Consider the following 14,041-nt stretch of genomic DNA (forward strand, 5'->3'; position numbering starts at 1 on the left):
ATCAGGGCCAGTTCAGCGGTCCAGGGTCGCACCAGAGCGGTCAGCCGGGGGAGTGGCGTCGGTATCGGCGGCCACTGGCGACTGGTCCCTCAGGAAGAAGGCACCCAGGGACCCTGCGAGGGTGGCGAACACTGCTACCGAGTAGATTGCGAGCAGCACCTGGAGGATCCGGGCGAAGTGGTCGGTGGGGGTGATTCCAGATCCGGTGATGGTGGCCATTGAGGCTTCGAAGAGGGCATCGGTGTAGGACTCGTGGGATCCCGTCGCGTAGAGCAGCTGGCTGGAAGCGAGGATCACGACGGCGGTCACGGCCGCGAGCCAGCCAATTCTGCTGGAGAGCAGTCTGCCGGCCGAGCGCGACCCCCTGATGCCGGCCGAAAGGATGCCGCCGAAGCGGGCAAACCGGGCGACCCTGATCAACCGGAAGGCCTGCAGGGCCCTAAAGAATCTGAGGAAAGGAACCAGCAGAAAGATCAGCTGCCACCAATTCTTCCGCCAGAACGCGCGGCTGAAACTACCGATATATGCGCGCAACAGGAACTCGCCGACGAAGATCGCCCAGAAGACCCATCCGACGACGCCGAAGACCAGGACCAGGACCAGGTCTTCCGCCAGGAGCTGGCCCAGCACGATGAACAGGAAGATGATGCCGAGGATCCCCATCGGCTTGTCGAGCCTGCGCGCGAATTCCTCAGCAGAGCGTAGACGGTCGGTCAGCTGCTCCTGGGATTCCGGGCCGCTCGCCGGAGCCATCACGGGGTGCCGTTCGTGGGCAGGGGATGGTCGCGCCAGTTCTCCACCCCGGACAGCGCTGACCCGTTGCCCAGGGCGCTGTGGGGAATGACGCTGAGGGTGCCGTTGGTTTCGAGGACCACTGCGGCAATGTCCGATATTGCGCCGGTACCGGTGCTCCGGATTGCCTGCAGCACCTCGGATTCGGTCAGGCGGTTCCGTCGGAGCTGGCCGGTCTGGAGCTGGCCATCAATGACCAGGGCAACCGGCTTCGCGGTAACCACTGACCGGACCCGTGGCCACCGGGCCGAAAGCCAGGCGACGATGAATTGGAGGGATGCCAGCAACACCAGGGCTGTGAATCCCTGGGCGAAGGTGACATCGGCGCTGAGCAGGATTGTCGCAAGGGTGGATCCGAGGGCAACCGTGACGATGAAATCGAAGGCGTTGAGCTGGCCGAGCGTGCGTTTGCCCGACGCCCGCAACACCAGGACCAGGGCGGCATAGGACACCGATCCGATGATCAGCACACGGACAACTTGTTCCCACGATTCAAACCACATACCGAAATCTTTTCACACCGGCTGCATTCGGCGGGCCTGGGGGAGTCCGGTGGCACGGCCAACCCTGAGGACGTCGACCATCGCGATCACGCGGGACCGAACCTGTCGAAGGTCTGCGACCACAACAGATGGACATCATTTCTGGGTTATGCCCGGCCTGCGATACTTGCAACCACAAGCAATCCTCAGGAGAACCATGAAGGATCAACCGTCGTCCCCGGCACCGGACAGGCGTGGAAAGCGTCGGAGACTGTTGGGGGCGTTGAGCGGGGCGATCCTGGGCTTCGTCGTGGCATACGTCGTATACGTGCTGATCACACCAGTGCTGGAGGCCAGCCCCGGGTTGATACGGGAGCTGCAGGGGTTGTCGTGGAATCTCGTTCCCGGCCTCACCGTGCTCGGTGGCGTCGTCGGATGGATGCTAGCCGGCCCCCGGCGACGGCGCTGAAGAACAACCTGCTGGCCGCGGCAAGAGTGGCCCGGACGAAGCGCGGTCGTGCGAAAAGGGCTGCGGACTCCGATCTGAAATATCCGGTACTGGTACCTCTGCGTATTCAATTGGCATACCGCGAATCCACCCCAAAACAAGGCTCTTGCTAGGCCGATAACTATGGATAAAGGGCACTGAAGGATGACGCCCCGCCGCTCCAACTCAGTAGTGAGTCCTTCCATACGTCCCTCTGTTTCAGGCATGAGGGCAACGGCAAGATATTCGGCGTGTGGTCTGGCGGGCAAACCGGATGGTTCGGTCCCTCATCGATGTTCTGAAGACAGTGAACCTGCTGTGAGCGGGAGATCCTGGTGCGGTCCCTGTCGGATGGGATCGATCCGTAAACCTCGACGGGCCGGCTGATGCTGAATATGCTGGCAACCCTCGCGAAGTACGAACGTGGACTTATCACCGAACGAGCTAAACCTATTTGCCACCTCCAACCGAACGCCGTCGACAGCAGCGCATCATGATCCGGCTCATCCGCTGGTTGCTTTCCTCGAGAATCCGGTACAGCTACCGGTTCGTCCGGCTGCCAATGCTGCTGCTACCCATTCCGCCGCGGGTCCGTAATCAGGTCGCCGGCGCCCTGTCTATGGCGCTATTGGCGTAGCCGCTCTGGTCATCGCAGGTGTGGTGCGAATGAAGGGTCGCCGGCCGATCGTGCCCGCCGGCCGGCGCGGGTCCGATGACGTCCCTGCGGAGGTAGCCGGTGATGAGGCAGCGCAGGGGAGAGGCTGACAGGTTCTGGGAGAACGTCAGGGCCCACGCCCGAGTGGCTGCTGGATCTGGACCGCGGTACCCAGGCGTTGAATATGATTGACCGGTCCCAAAAGGGCCAGCTTGCCAACGCCTCGATCTTCCGGTGGCGCGGCGTCGGCCGACCCCAGTTCCGCGCCCAGTCGCTCACACTGCGCACAGCCCTCCTCGGGCACGGATGGAACGAGCCGATCGTCTGGCCTCCGCTCACCGACATCGACATCGAAGCCCCAACGCTCTTCTGACTATGGAGGGCACGCTCGGGCATCTGGTCACTTGCTGGTCGATTCGCGGGTATCAGTCCAGTCCCTGAGTCCCCGCGTCAATCGCCGTGTCAGGGCCATGTTCTACCCTTTGTAGTGGAGTCCTGTCCAGGGTGTCCGTCGTACCCGACCTATCTTTGGAGCATGATGCCTGATGCCTGATAGCCCGATACCGCACCCCGCCGACCTGGCCCACCGCGTCCGCCGCGCCTTCCGCGCCCGGGTCTCCGGGGACCCCACCGGGGCGCCGGACTGGGTGCGCGAGATCGCCCTGGTCGGAGAGGGACCGGGCTGGTTCGAGCCCGATGGCGTCGTCTGGCGGGTCCACGGCGACCTCTCCACCCTCGTCGGAGGGGTCGCGGCGCTCCTCGGGCAGGGCGCGCACCCGTTGGCGATGGCCGGGGTGGTGCGGCACTCCTCCTACCGCAGCGACCCCTGGGCCCGCCTTGCCGGGACCGCGCGGTGGCTCACCGTGAGCACCTTCGGCTCCGCGGAGCTCGCCGGGCGGGAATCGGCGCGGATCCGCGGCATGCACGGGCGGGTCCGCGGCCGCACCGACGACGGCCGCGCTTACTCCGCCTCCGACCCCGCCCTGCTCCGCTGGGTTCACCTGGCCTTCACCGACGCCTTCCTCGGGGCCCAGGAGGCCGTCGGTCAAGACCTGGCCCCGCAGTTCGGTCGTAACTGGGCCGACACCTACGTCGCCGACTGGTCCCGCAGCGCCCGGGCACTTGGGGCCGAGGACCTCCCGGTCAACCGCCGGGAACTCGCCGAGGCCCTGCGCGCGGTGGAGCCCGACCTCGAACCCGTACCCGCCGAACTCCTTACTTTCCTCTCCGCCCCGGGCGGGCTGAATTGGGCCGAGCGAATCTTCTACAACGGCCTCGCCAGCGCCGGGGCGCTGGTGGTTTCCCCGTCCGTGGCCCCCCTCGCCGGGGTGCCCGGCCGCGGTGACCGCTCGCCCGCGGCCCGCCTCCGTTTGCAGCGCACCCGCTGGCAGTTGCGGACCTTCCAGCTGGCTCTCGGACCGCATAGCCCCTCCGAGGACGCGGCGCGCTACCGGGTCGGCCTCGCTGGCCGCCCGGACTGGCTCGACTGAGCCTTGGCCGCGCCGCCGGCGTTCAGCCGGGCGCCTCGGCGCGTCAGGTGCGTGCGTTCGGTGAGGTTCGTCGCCGCCCGGGCCGACTCAGCATGACCAGCCAGCTCTTCGGGTCGCGCGGCGGGTCGCCCGGCCATACCCGGACCGCCTACAGCAAACTTCCTGCGCAACGTCCTCAGCGGCGACGAAGCCGGTGCTGCCATCCCATCGGAGGTAGTAGCGGAAGACACGCGCTCGGCGGCGGAGCCACCTCAAGGTCGTGAAGTATGCCGTAGCGCGGAACGCGAAAAGACTGGGTCTTTTGGCTGGCACGGCCGTCATCTGCCGAGCCTACGGAGCGTTCTCAATCCCTGAACGGTCCTGCGCTTCGCTTCAGCCGGATAAGGTCCAGGCGCTCCTTCATCGCGCCCAACCCGGACGTTTTTTGCTGCTGTCCTTCGGATTATGCGACCCGCTCCACACCATCAATCGCTGACGCGACGTGGCCGGCCATAAACCTCTCCGGCGCTCCTGCGTCACTTCTTTCCTTCGAGGTTTTCGGCGGGCCCGCCTATGTCCGGTGAACCTACTCAGGAGTCGCCACGACCTACAATTACACCGGCTGAAAGGCCGCAGGGTTCACCAAGCCCGGAGCGCCCCGCGCCGGGAAGATGAGCGAAGAAGACAAAGCCGAACGCCGGACTGCGATCGAGAACAATGAGGCATGGGACGTAGTCCTGTTGACTGAACTTCCGGGAGACTGAAATTCAGTTTTCCGGAGAGGCGGTCACGATCGTTCATGATTATTCCTGTTCCTAGGTCCGTCGCTTTGCGTGCGCGGGGCGCGGACGCATCGGTGATGCATATGGCGCCGGTCCCGTCGGCCTGTGCGGTCTAATAGCAAGAGTTATAGCAAAGATCCGGTATTATTCGGTGCCGTGGTGCAACGCCACTCGACCGGACGGGAACCAATGTTCGTGACCACCTTGAACGGCAACCGCTGGGGCCGCGCGGCCCGCGCCGAGCCGTGACCGATTCCACTACCACCGCGTCGGCACTCGTAGTCATCCCCGCATTCGGTTCGCCGGAGCTAACCGACGCGGTCGTGCATGACCTGTGCCGCGACGGAAGCGATCTTGACCCTGCCCTGCGCATCGTGGTGGTCGACAACGCCGGTGACTACGTTCTCCCTGAGGGGCGCATCTCGGTCCACCGCCCAGGGCGCAACCTGCGGTGGATCGGCGCCGCGAACTGGGCTCTGCAGACGGCATTGCGCGATAGACATGCGGTCTGCGTAGTGCTCAACAACGACATCAGGCTGTCGCCCGGGTTCCTCGACGGATTGCTCGCGCCCTTCTCAACCGCGAACGACATCGCGCTTGCGGCGGCCTGCTATGACGACTTTTGGCTCCACCAGCGGGCCCATGCAATTCCGCCTACCGCTGCGGAGTACGTCCCGCGCGATGTAATTCGCGACGTCCACTTCTGTGACGGCACCGCGATAGCGTTCGCAGTGCCTCCCGTCGTCGAGCTGGGGGGTCTGGACGAGGTCGCCTTCCCACGGCACGGCTACGGCGCGGACATCGACCTGGCGATCCGTGTGCGGGCGGCCGGCTTGCGATGCGTGATCACGGAGGGCGCCTACGTCTCGCACCTGCGGCGGCAGACGATGAACCGGACCGGTCAGACTTCCGAGGGCAACCGGGCGGAAATCCTCCACGGCCTGGACGCCAAGTGGGGCAACGGGTGGCGGGCGGACGTCGGCCTCGGCCCGGACTCGTTCCCCGCCCACAACGTCGGAAGCGGTGCGTCCTGGTACCTCACCCCTCCGGCATGGTGAGCCGTCCCCGACCATCTCCGAGGCGGATTATCTACGCGGGTTTCGCCACTCGCCACCACAGCGGCGGCGTGCACGTAATGACCCAGCACGTGCGGCTGCTGCGTGAGCGCGGCCACGAGGCCTGGTTGTGGCTGCCCGACCCGGACGACCGTACCGACTGGATCGCCGACGACGTGCCGAAGGTGTTCGGGGCCACCACTCCGATCGGCGCCAACGACCTTCTGGTGCTTCCGGAGACACCGACCGTCCAGGGCAGCGATCCGGCACCCGGAGCCCGCAAGGTCATCTTCAATCAGAACCACTTCTACACCTTCGCCGCCGGTGCCCCCGGCGAGGATTTTCCTGGGTGGACGCCGGCGCCCGCGATCTGGGTGGTGTCCGCGGAGAGCCGCGACGTGTTGGCCGCCGCGCTGCCCGGCCTGCCGTTGAGCGTGGTTCCCAACCCGGTAGACGGCGAGCTGTTCGTTCCCGGTGCGACCGGGCAGCTCCGGGTGAGCTGGTTCCCCAAGAAGCGGCCGCGGGAGGCCTCACTGCTGATACGGCTGCTGACTGACGAGCCACGGCTCTCGGGGGTGGATCTGGTGGAACTGGTCCAGGCCCCACGTGCGGAGGTGGCCGCCACCCTGGGGAGCTCGGCGGTCTTCGTCGCACTCGGACACACCGAGAGCTTCGGTCTGCCGGTCGCCGAGGCGCTGGCCTCGGGCTGTCTCGTGGTCGGCTACGACGGCGGCGGCGGTCACGAGCTGTTCGAGGCACCTGGTGCCTGGCGGGTCCCGGACCAGCGACCGCTGCTGATCCGCGACCAGGTGGCGGACCTGATCCAAGACCTCGACGCCCTGGCGCCGGTCCGCGCGGCGAATCGCCGCTGGGTGCTGGACCGCTACCAGTTCGCCCGAACCGGTGCGGCGCTGGAGGAGGCGGTCGCCGCTGTGTGGGCCCGGCCTGGCAGTGACGCCGTGGCGGTGCATCCGGTCGCCTGGCTCGACAGTCTCGGCCCGCACTTCACGGCGTACGCCTGAGGGCTCAGTCGGCACCCTTCACGACGTTGACGAGGTCCTCGCCGGCCACGTAGCGGCGGACCTGTGCGTTGACCAGCGCGAAGGCTCGCGGACCGGACTGCACAATGGAGCCGGCTGCGTGCGGGGTGATGATCAGGTTCGGTGCCTTCCACAGCGGGTGGTCAGCGGGTAGCGGCTCCGGCTCCATCACGTCCAGGGCGGCGTGCAGCCGGCCGGCCGTCAGTTCTGCGAGCAGTGCCGAGGTGTCGACGACCTTACCGCGCGCGACATTGACCAGCAGGGCGCCGTCGGGCATCCGGGAGAGGAACTCGGCGTCCACGAGCCCGGTCGTGTCCGAGGTCAGTGGAACGGTCAGCACCACCACGTCAGCCTCGGGCAACAGGCTCGGCAGCTCCGAGGTGGCGTGGATGCCGTCCCGTGCCGTGTGCGCCACGAGCACGGGAGCGGCGTCGAAGCTCCGCAGCCGGCGGGCGGTCTGTTTTCCGAGGTCACCGGCGCCGATAATCAGGACGCGCTTGTCGCGCAGGTCGTCGGCCTCCATCGGATCCCACCTGCCCTGTCGTTGCGCTTCGCCGAAGTGAGGCAGCCGACGCAACGTGGCCAGGACGACGGCCAGGACCAGCTCGGCGACAGCCGGGCCGTGTACGCCACGCGCGCTGCACAGTGTCACACCGTCCGGGACGTGCTCGAGGATGTCCTCCACACCGGCACTCGTCAGCTGGGTGACTTCGAGCTTCGGCATGGCGGCGAACTTGTCGGCGAGGTTTGTGGAGTCCTCGACCTGCGGCACCCAGAAGACGGTATCCGCCAGGCGCTCGGGCCTGTCGCCCCCGCCATCCCAGACGATCACCTCGACGTCTTCGGGAAGGGTTCCGAGGAGATTACGAGCATTCGAGTCGGGTACGCATACGACAGTCATTTTGTCAGTGTATACATTCCCTTAACGAGGCTAGGCTATTGTCATGTCATGTCTTCTACAGAACTGAGAAGTTCGTTCACGTCAGTGGGAGACACTCGTGCTGGTGGATTAGCCCTGCACGTCAGTGCAGCTTCGAAGGCAGAACCGAACTTCTACAGGAGACGCGTCATGGCTATCACACAGCTCGCCTACCCACACCAGGAGCCGGAGCTCACCGGTGAGGACACCTGGCTCCGCAACTGGGCCAGGAACTCCCGGCTGGGGCCACCCGGATCGGTAGTTGCTCCAGCCACCGAGGAGGAGTTGTGCGACTTCCTGTCCACGAGCGACGGCCCGGTCCGGATGATCGGGAGCCGGATGTCGCCCGGCCGGATGATCCAGGTCGCGGACGGGGCGGGCGCGCTCCTGGACCTGAGCAGGCTGAGCGGCTTGATCTCCAGCACCGATGACACCGCGACCTTCGGCGGTTCCACCCCACTGGCCGAGGTGTACGCGTTCCTCTCCGCGCGCGGGCAAATGCTGGACGCCTCACCTGGGGTGATCAGCGAGCAGACCCTGGCCGGTGCCCTGTCCACTGGAACCCACGGTCAGGGCCTGCAGCAGAGCTCGATAGCCGGTGCCGCGCTGGCGATCCGGATGGTGCTGGCGGACGGCACGGTCGCGGAGTACGCGCAGGACCACCCGGACTTCCCCGCCGTCCAGCTCAGCCTCGGTTCACTGGGCGTGATCACCGCCGTGACCCTGCGTGCGCGGGAGACCATGATTTACACCTGTGTCAAGAAGGCCGTCGACGCAGGCACGCTCGAGACGGATTTGGAGACCTGGAACCGGGAGAACATCCTGGCCAAGGCCTGGTGGTTCCCGCAGGAGAACCAGGTCCAGGTGTGGACCGCCAACGAGGCGACCGACGACGAGATTTCCCGGTACCGAGCCGGCGGCAGTCAGCTCGTGGAATATGCGAGAACCAATGCGTCCATGAACAGCACCGTGGAGTCTACGCTGCAGCAGCTGCGCGATGACAGCAAGGGTGTTGCCGACAACGGCAAGTCGCTCCGCACGGTGTCACGCTTCCGGGACTTCACCGACGTCACGGGTGACATCTACCAGGTGTTCTGCCGAGGGATCGCGACCCCACAGATCAACGTCGAGATCGGCATCCCGCTCGCGCAGGCCGGAGCGGTGATCAGGAAGATCAAGGACTGGCACGCGGAGACGCGCCCGCGGATGCACTACCCGGTGATCCTGCGCTGTACCGGTGCGTCCGACGGATGGCTGAGCCCGTCCAACGGCCAGGACACCTGTTACTTCGGCTTCGTGGTCTACTACGCGGCTGATGGTTCGCTGTCCGAGGAGGGCGACAGCTTCCTCCGGAACGTGGAACGGGCCCTGTCCGAGGAGGGTGGCCGGCCCCACTGGGGCAAGTACTTCGACGAGTCCCTTTACGACTGGCCGGCACTCTACCCGCAGTGGGAGGCCTTCCGCCGCGTGCGCGAGACGCTCGACCCGCAGCACCGCTTCGCCAACACGTTCACCGCTGCCCTGCTCGACTGACTCGACCCGGCCACTAGGAAAGGAGCACCACCGATGAACGCATGGGTGACCTTGCTGACGCAACCCAACTACCTGATCGGGGTCCGGACGCTCCGGGCCTCGCTCGAGCGCTCCGACAGCACCGTCCCCTTCGTCGTCATGGTGACCGAGGGGATCGACGAGCAGACCCGACGCCTCCTGCAGGACGACGGGTGCCTCCTGCGCGACGTGGCACCGTTGCGTCCCGCCGGGGGGGCGGTGGACAGCTACGCCAACTCCCGGTTCGCGGAGGTCTGGACCAAGCTGGCCGTCTGGGGGCTTACCGAGTTTGAGCGTGTCGTCTTCTTGGATGCCGACATGCTGGTGACCCAGAACATGGATGAGCTGTTCTCGCTGGAATTGGCCGACGGGGCCATCGCCGCCTGCCACGCCTGCCGTTGCAACCCCAACCGAATCGCGAGCTATCCGCCGAGCTGGACACCCGAGACCTGCTTTTACACGCACTGCGGGGGCAGGGACCACGTCACCGAACCGGGTGCGACCGACAACTACCTGAACGGCGGCTTCCTCCTGTTGTCGCCCGACGAGGCCGTCTTCGCCGACATGGTGGGGCGGCTGGCGGCCGTGGACGATCTGTCCCGCTTCCCGTTCGCCGAACAGGACTTCCTCAACGAGTTTTTCCGCGACCGCTGGCGTCCGCTGCCCTACGTGTATAACGCGCTGAAGACCCTGCAGCACCAGCACCCGTCGGTCTGGGATTCTGCGTCGGTGAAAAACATCCACTACATCATCGACAAGCCGTGGGAAAAACCGCTCGACTCCACAGATCGGTACGTCGAGGTGAACCGGCTCTGGTGGGGGATGGCCGGCACTCTGCGCGTACCCGCCGACTCCTGCCCCCGCGGGACGGCGGACCGAAAGTTGGACTGAGGACTAGCCTAACGCCAGTCACCGACCGAAGCTGGTCTCGAAAGGTTCCGGCCATCAACGGGTTCTTCGATGGAGCTCGGAGCCGGCACTACTTCGACTGAGGGGTTGCATGGCAGGTTGGCCAATTGCAGTCAGGTAACAACCCAGCTTCCTCAGCATTAGTTGACATAATGTAGATTATCGGCGCTTTATCGACGGAGTGAAGCGGGGCAGGAATCACGCGTCTAGAACCCGCTGACGATGACCAGCTCGTTACCCTCGGGGTCGGCAACACTCCAGCGCTTTGACGACTCCTCAAGGAGCCGACCACCGGCAGCGAGGCACGCAGCGAGTCGCGTCTGGACAAAATCCGACGGCACGGCGAGCTCGACATGGATCCGGTTGCGCTGGCGGCGCCGCGCCTCGTCCGTCGCGTCGAGTTCCTGAAACACCAGAACCGGATTCAGGCGCAACGGATCGAAGATATCGCTGATACCGTCCCGCCGGTCCGCGACGTATCCGAGCGCCCCACTCCAGAACGCACGCACCACGGGAAGATCCGCGGCGTCGAGGAACAGCTGGACGAAGCGTGGCAGCCCCGGATCGGCAACCGCGCCCAACCCGCGCGCAGCGCTCTGGAGCTTCATGGCGAGGTCAGTGAAGTCGACCCCATCGGTGTTGCCCTCCCACCGGTCCTTTCCACTGTCCAGAATCACCAGTCCTGGCCGCAGGTCGATCAGCAAGGGAAAGCGCGCGGCGTTCGCCAGTGCCGCCGCTGCGGCGGCAAGGTCACGCTGCTGCGCTGGCGAGGTGATGCGGTAGCACGCCAGGGCGCTGAAGACTGCCTGCCAGTCGGCAGTCTCACTCCCCCCGCCCAACGTCGCGCCCGGCACCAGATCAACCTCGTTGCCGTCGGGATCCGTATGGCAGACCCCGTACGGTCCCGAGGATTCACCCAGACCTGCCTGTCCGACCGCCCCAGCCGGCCGCACGACGTCGAGATGGATGCGATTCCTCAAGGGTCGGGCCTCGGCCAAGGGCCGGATCCGCAGCGCCGGGTCGCGCTCCAACGGATCAGCCAGACCACGGTCCCCAGCGGGAACGTAGCCGAGGGCACGCTGCCAGAAGGTCCGGAGTTCTGACGGGTTCCCCGATTCAAACACGATGCTCAGGTGTTGGAGCCCCGCAGGGTCCCCGGCCAATCCGAGGTTCCGCGCGACGGCGGATACTGCCTCGGTGTGCCCGGCCGAATTCAGGCGTACCCGCACCCCTGTCGCGCGGAGGTCTACTGCCGTCCCGGGTGAGAGCTCCACGATACGCCCGGCCAGCTCCGCACCCTCCACCAACGAGGGCGCAGCGAACCACGCCGTCGTGACGCCGTCCACCACCCGCCAATCCGTTCCGAGCCCTGCACTGCCTGTCCTCCCCGACATTCTGCAACCCCTTCCAGACGTTCCTGCCCGAATCACCCGCCGACGTAGGTCGCCAGATGTTCACCGGTGAGTGTTGACTTGGCTGCGACGAGGTCGGCCGGCGTTCCCTCAAAGACCACCAGACCGCCGTCGTTGCCGGCTCCCGGACCCAGATCGATGATCCAGTCGGCGTGAGCCATCACCGCCTGGTGGTGTTCAATCACGATGACCGATTTACCGGAGTCAACCAGCCGGTCCAGCAATCCGAGCAGGTTCTGGACGTCGGCAAGGTGGAGGCCTGTGGTCGGCTCGTCCAGCACGTAGACGTCGCCCTTGTCGGACATCTGGGTGGCTAGCTTGACACGCTGCCGCTCGCCCCCGGACAGGGTGGTGAGCGGCTGACCAAGGGTGAGGTACCCCAGACCCACGTCGACAAGTCGGTCGAGGATCTTGTGCGCGGCGGGTGTCTTGGCGTCCCCGTCGCTGAAGAACGCCTTCGCCTCGGTCATCGACATCGACAGCACCTCGGAAATGTTGCGGCCACCGAGGGTGTACTCCAGGACCGAGGCCTGGAATCTCCTGCCCTCGCAGTCCTCGCAGGTCGACTCGACCGTGGCCATGACGCCCAACTCGGTGAAAATGATTCCGGCGCCGTTGCAGGTGGGGCATGCGCCCTCGGAGTTGGAGCTGAACAGGGCAGGCTTCACCCCGTTGGACTTCGCGAAGGCCTTGCGGATCGGTTCCAGCAGCCCTGTGTACGTAGCGGGGTTGCTGCGACGGGACCCCTTGATCGCGCCCTGGTCGATCACCACTACGCCGTCGCGGCCCGCCACCGACCCGTGGATCAGCGAACTCTTGCCCGAACCTGCCACCCCGGTGATGACGCACAGGACCCCCAGCGGAATGTCAACGTCCACGTCCTGCAGGTTGTGCATCGTGGCGTCACGTATCTCGAGCGTTCCCGACGGCGCCCGCACCGTCTCCTTGACGGCGGCCCGGGCATCGAGGTGGCGGCCGGTGATTGTGTCACTGGTCCGCAGTCCGTCAACGGTTCCTTCGAAGCAGACGCTGCCGCCCTCGGTCCCGGCGCCGGGACCCAGATCAATCACGTGATCGGCGATGGCGATGGTTTCGGGTTTGTGCTCGACGACGAGCACCGTGTTTCCCTTGTCCCGCAGCTGGAGCAGCAGGCCGTTCATCCGTTCGATGTCGTGGGGGTGCAGGCCGATGGTCGGTTCGTCGAAGACATAGGTAATGTCGGTCAGGGACGACCCGAGGTGCCGGATCATCTTGGTCCGCTGCGCCTCTCCCCCGGACAGGGTGCCGGCCGGCCGGTCGAGGGACAGGTAACCCAGCCCAATTTCGGCGAACGAGTCGAGGAGGTGCTGCAGGCCCCGCAGCAGCGGTGCCACCGAAGGTTCGCCGAGGCCCCGCACCCAGGCCGCCAGCTCATCGATCTGCAGGACGCACAGATCGGCAATGTTTTTGCCCTGGATCTTCGACGACCGTGCCTCGGGGCTGAGCCGGGTGCCATGACACTCGGGGCACGGCTGGAAGGTGATGGCCCGTTCCACGAAAGCCCTGATGTGGGGCTGCATTGCTTCGACGTCCTTGGAAAGCATTGATTTCTGGATCTTCGGGATCACCCCCTCAAAAGTGAGGTTGATTCCCTCGACCTTGACCTTCGTCGGTTCCTTGTACAGGAGATCGTCGAGTTCCCTCTTGGTGAACTTCGCGAGCGGCTTGTCGATGTCGAATCCGGCGCCGGCGAAGATCCGGCCGTACCAGCCGTCCATGCTGTAGCCGGGGATGGTCAAGGCCCCCTCCCCCAGCGACTTGGTCTCGTCAAACAGCGCCTTGAGGTTAAAGTCCGACACCGAACCCATGCCCTCGCAGCGCGGGCACATCCCGCCCAGGTAGACCGCGTCTTTGACGACGCTCTTCTCGACCCTGCCGCCCTTGTCTGTGCTCATCACCCCGCTCGCCTTCCTGGTGGGGACGTTGAAGGAGAACGCCGTCGGTGGCCCCACATAGGGGGACCCCAGTCGGCTGAACAGGATCCTGAGCATGGCGTTGGCATCGGTGGCCGTGCCGACGGTCGACCGGGGGTTGGCGCCCATCCGCTCCTGGTCGACGATGATCGCCGTGGTTAGACCCTCCAGGTGGTCGACGTCGGGCCGGGCCAGATTCGGCATGAATCCCTGCACGAACGCGCTGTAGGTCTCATTGATCATCCGCTGCGACTCGGCGGCGATGGTGGCGAACACCAATGAGCTTTTCCCGGATCCCGAGACGCCGGTGAACACGCTCAGCCGGCGCTTCGGTATCTCCACGGAAACGTCCTTGAGGTTGTTCTCGCGGGCACCCTGTACCCGGATCAGGTCGTGCTGATCCGCCGTGTGTGAGGCAGAGGGAGGAGTTTCGGTCCCCGTCGGCGTGCTCATGGTGTCTCCTCCTGGCGTTTGCCCCGTGCGCCGGTGCCAGACGGCGTCGTCGGCCTGGTGCTTTCCACCATCACACTACGACT

Annotated in this window: 13 protein-coding genes and 1 pseudogene; 9 read left to right on the plus strand and 5 right to left on the minus strand. The window is 65.8% G+C overall.

Annotation, left to right across the window (positions count from 1 at the left end; genetic code table 11):
• Positions 1-12: 12 nt before the first annotated feature.
• Together H4V95_RS08790 and H4V95_RS08795 are read right to left on the minus strand one after the other, a co-directional pair.
• Positions 13-753, minus strand: coding sequence for a hypothetical protein (locus H4V95_RS08790; protein ID WP_245346041.1), 741 nt, complete (start codon positions 751-753; stop codon positions 13-15).
• Entirely contained in the window at positions 753-1,295 is a 543-nt protein-coding gene (locus H4V95_RS08795; RefSeq protein WP_196866117.1) for a DUF421 domain-containing protein, read from the minus strand. Before H4V95_RS08795 ends, H4V95_RS08790 begins: the two co-directional genes overlap by 1 nt.
• A gap of 196 nt (positions 1,296-1,491) precedes the next feature.
• Between H4V95_RS08795 and H4V95_RS08800 the strand changes: the two genes are divergently transcribed.
• From H4V95_RS08800 to H4V95_RS08825, 7 genes and pseudogenes are all read left to right on the plus strand, one after another.
• On the plus strand, positions 1,492-1,743 hold the full coding sequence (locus H4V95_RS08800; protein WP_196866116.1) for a hypothetical protein: 252 nt from the start codon (positions 1,492-1,494) through the stop codon (positions 1,741-1,743).
• Positions 1,744-2,005: 262 nt separating this feature from the next.
• A pseudogene (locus H4V95_RS18325) lies at positions 2,006-2,204 on the plus strand (recombinase family protein); the annotation flags it as partial.
• Positions 2,205-2,215: 11 nt separating this feature from the next.
• Positions 2,216-2,398 carry a hypothetical protein gene (locus H4V95_RS08805; protein WP_209729945.1) on the plus strand — a complete coding sequence of 61 codons (183 nt, stop codon included), beginning with the start codon at positions 2,216-2,218 and terminating at the stop codon, positions 2,396-2,398.
• Between the two features lie 202 nt (positions 2,399-2,600).
• Positions 2,601-2,789 (plus strand): hypothetical protein, encoded by a 189-nt coding sequence (locus tag H4V95_RS08810; protein ID WP_196866115.1) that lies wholly within the window; start codon positions 2,601-2,603, stop codon positions 2,787-2,789.
• A gap of 172 nt (positions 2,790-2,961) precedes the next feature.
• The gene (locus tag H4V95_RS08815) at positions 2,962-3,906 is read left to right on the plus strand and encodes an oxygenase MpaB family protein (protein ID WP_209729947.1); all 945 of its coding nucleotides are present in this window, start codon (positions 2,962-2,964) and stop codon (positions 3,904-3,906) included.
• A 1,006-nt stretch (positions 3,907-4,912) separates the two neighbouring features.
• Positions 4,913-5,725: a glycosyltransferase gene (locus tag H4V95_RS08820; protein WP_209729949.1), complete on the plus strand. Its 813-nt coding sequence runs from the start codon at positions 4,913-4,915 to the stop codon at positions 5,723-5,725.
• Between the two features lie 77 nt (positions 5,726-5,802).
• Positions 5,803-6,744 carry a glycosyltransferase gene (locus H4V95_RS08825; protein WP_209729952.1) on the plus strand — a complete coding sequence of 314 codons (942 nt, stop codon included), beginning with the start codon at positions 5,803-5,805 and terminating at the stop codon, positions 6,742-6,744.
• A gap of 4 nt (positions 6,745-6,748) precedes the next feature.
• On the opposite strand, the gene H4V95_RS08830 is transcribed toward H4V95_RS08825, so the two are convergent.
• A complete protein-coding gene (locus H4V95_RS08830) occupies positions 6,749-7,663 on the minus strand; it encodes a 2-hydroxyacid dehydrogenase (RefSeq protein WP_209729954.1) in 915 nt (304 codons plus the stop codon).
• A gap of 168 nt (positions 7,664-7,831) precedes the next feature.
• Between H4V95_RS08830 and H4V95_RS08835 the strand changes: the two genes are divergently transcribed.
• Together H4V95_RS08835 and H4V95_RS08840 are read left to right on the plus strand one after the other, a co-directional pair.
• Entirely contained in the window at positions 7,832-9,214 is a 1,383-nt protein-coding gene (locus H4V95_RS08835) for a D-arabinono-1,4-lactone oxidase (protein WP_209729956.1), read from the plus strand.
• A gap of 33 nt (positions 9,215-9,247) precedes the next feature.
• Positions 9,248-10,123, plus strand: coding sequence for a glycosyltransferase family 8 protein (locus H4V95_RS08840; protein WP_196866110.1), 876 nt, complete (start codon positions 9,248-9,250; stop codon positions 10,121-10,123).
• 224 nt (positions 10,124-10,347) lie between these two features.
• Here the strand turns inward: H4V95_RS08840 and H4V95_RS08845 are convergent, their stop codons facing one another.
• Positions 10,348-11,535, minus strand: a complete 1,188-nt coding sequence (locus H4V95_RS08845) for a VOC family protein (RefSeq protein WP_245345633.1) — start codon at positions 11,533-11,535, stop codon at positions 10,348-10,350.
• A 32-nt stretch (positions 11,536-11,567) separates the two neighbouring features.
• A complete protein-coding gene (locus H4V95_RS08850; protein WP_196866109.1) occupies positions 11,568-13,958 on the minus strand; it encodes an excinuclease ABC subunit UvrA in 2,391 nt (796 codons plus the stop codon).
• Between the last annotated feature and the right edge of the window lie 83 nt (positions 13,959-14,041).

This window comes from Arthrobacter sp. CAN_C5, assembly GCF_017875735.1.
Lineage (GTDB): Bacteria > Actinomycetota > Actinomycetes > Actinomycetales > Micrococcaceae > Arthrobacter_D.

Bases quoted from the DNA above. Each gene is read 5' to 3' on its own strand.
- H4V95_RS08840 (WP_196866110.1), top strand. From the start codon at position 9,248: ATGAACGCATGGGTGACCTTGCTGACGCAACCCAACTACCTGATCGGG.
- H4V95_RS08790 (WP_245346041.1), bottom strand. From the start codon at position 753: ATGGCTCCGGCGAGCGGCCCGGAATCCCAGGAGCAGCTGACCGACCGT.
- H4V95_RS08795 (WP_196866117.1), bottom strand. From the start codon at position 1,295: ATGTGGTTTGAATCGTGGGAACAAGTTGTCCGTGTGCTGATCATCGGA.
- H4V95_RS08850 (WP_196866109.1), bottom strand. From the start codon at position 13,958: ATGAGCACGCCGACGGGGACCGAAACTCCTCCCTCTGCCTCACACACG.
- H4V95_RS08810 (WP_196866115.1), top strand. From the start codon at position 2,601: ATGATTGACCGGTCCCAAAAGGGCCAGCTTGCCAACGCCTCGATCTTC.
- H4V95_RS08825 (WP_209729952.1), top strand. From the start codon at position 5,803: ATGACCCAGCACGTGCGGCTGCTGCGTGAGCGCGGCCACGAGGCCTGG.
- H4V95_RS08830 (WP_209729954.1), bottom strand. From the start codon at position 7,663: ATGACTGTCGTATGCGTACCCGACTCGAATGCTCGTAATCTCCTCGGA.
- H4V95_RS08815 (WP_209729947.1), top strand. From the start codon at position 2,962: ATGCCTGATAGCCCGATACCGCACCCCGCCGACCTGGCCCACCGCGTC.
- H4V95_RS08835 (WP_209729956.1), top strand. From the start codon at position 7,832: ATGGCTATCACACAGCTCGCCTACCCACACCAGGAGCCGGAGCTCACC.
- H4V95_RS08800 (WP_196866116.1), top strand. From the start codon at position 1,492: ATGAAGGATCAACCGTCGTCCCCGGCACCGGACAGGCGTGGAAAGCGT.
- H4V95_RS08845 (WP_245345633.1), bottom strand. From the start codon at position 11,535: ATGTCGGGGAGGACAGGCAGTGCAGGGCTCGGAACGGATTGGCGGGTG.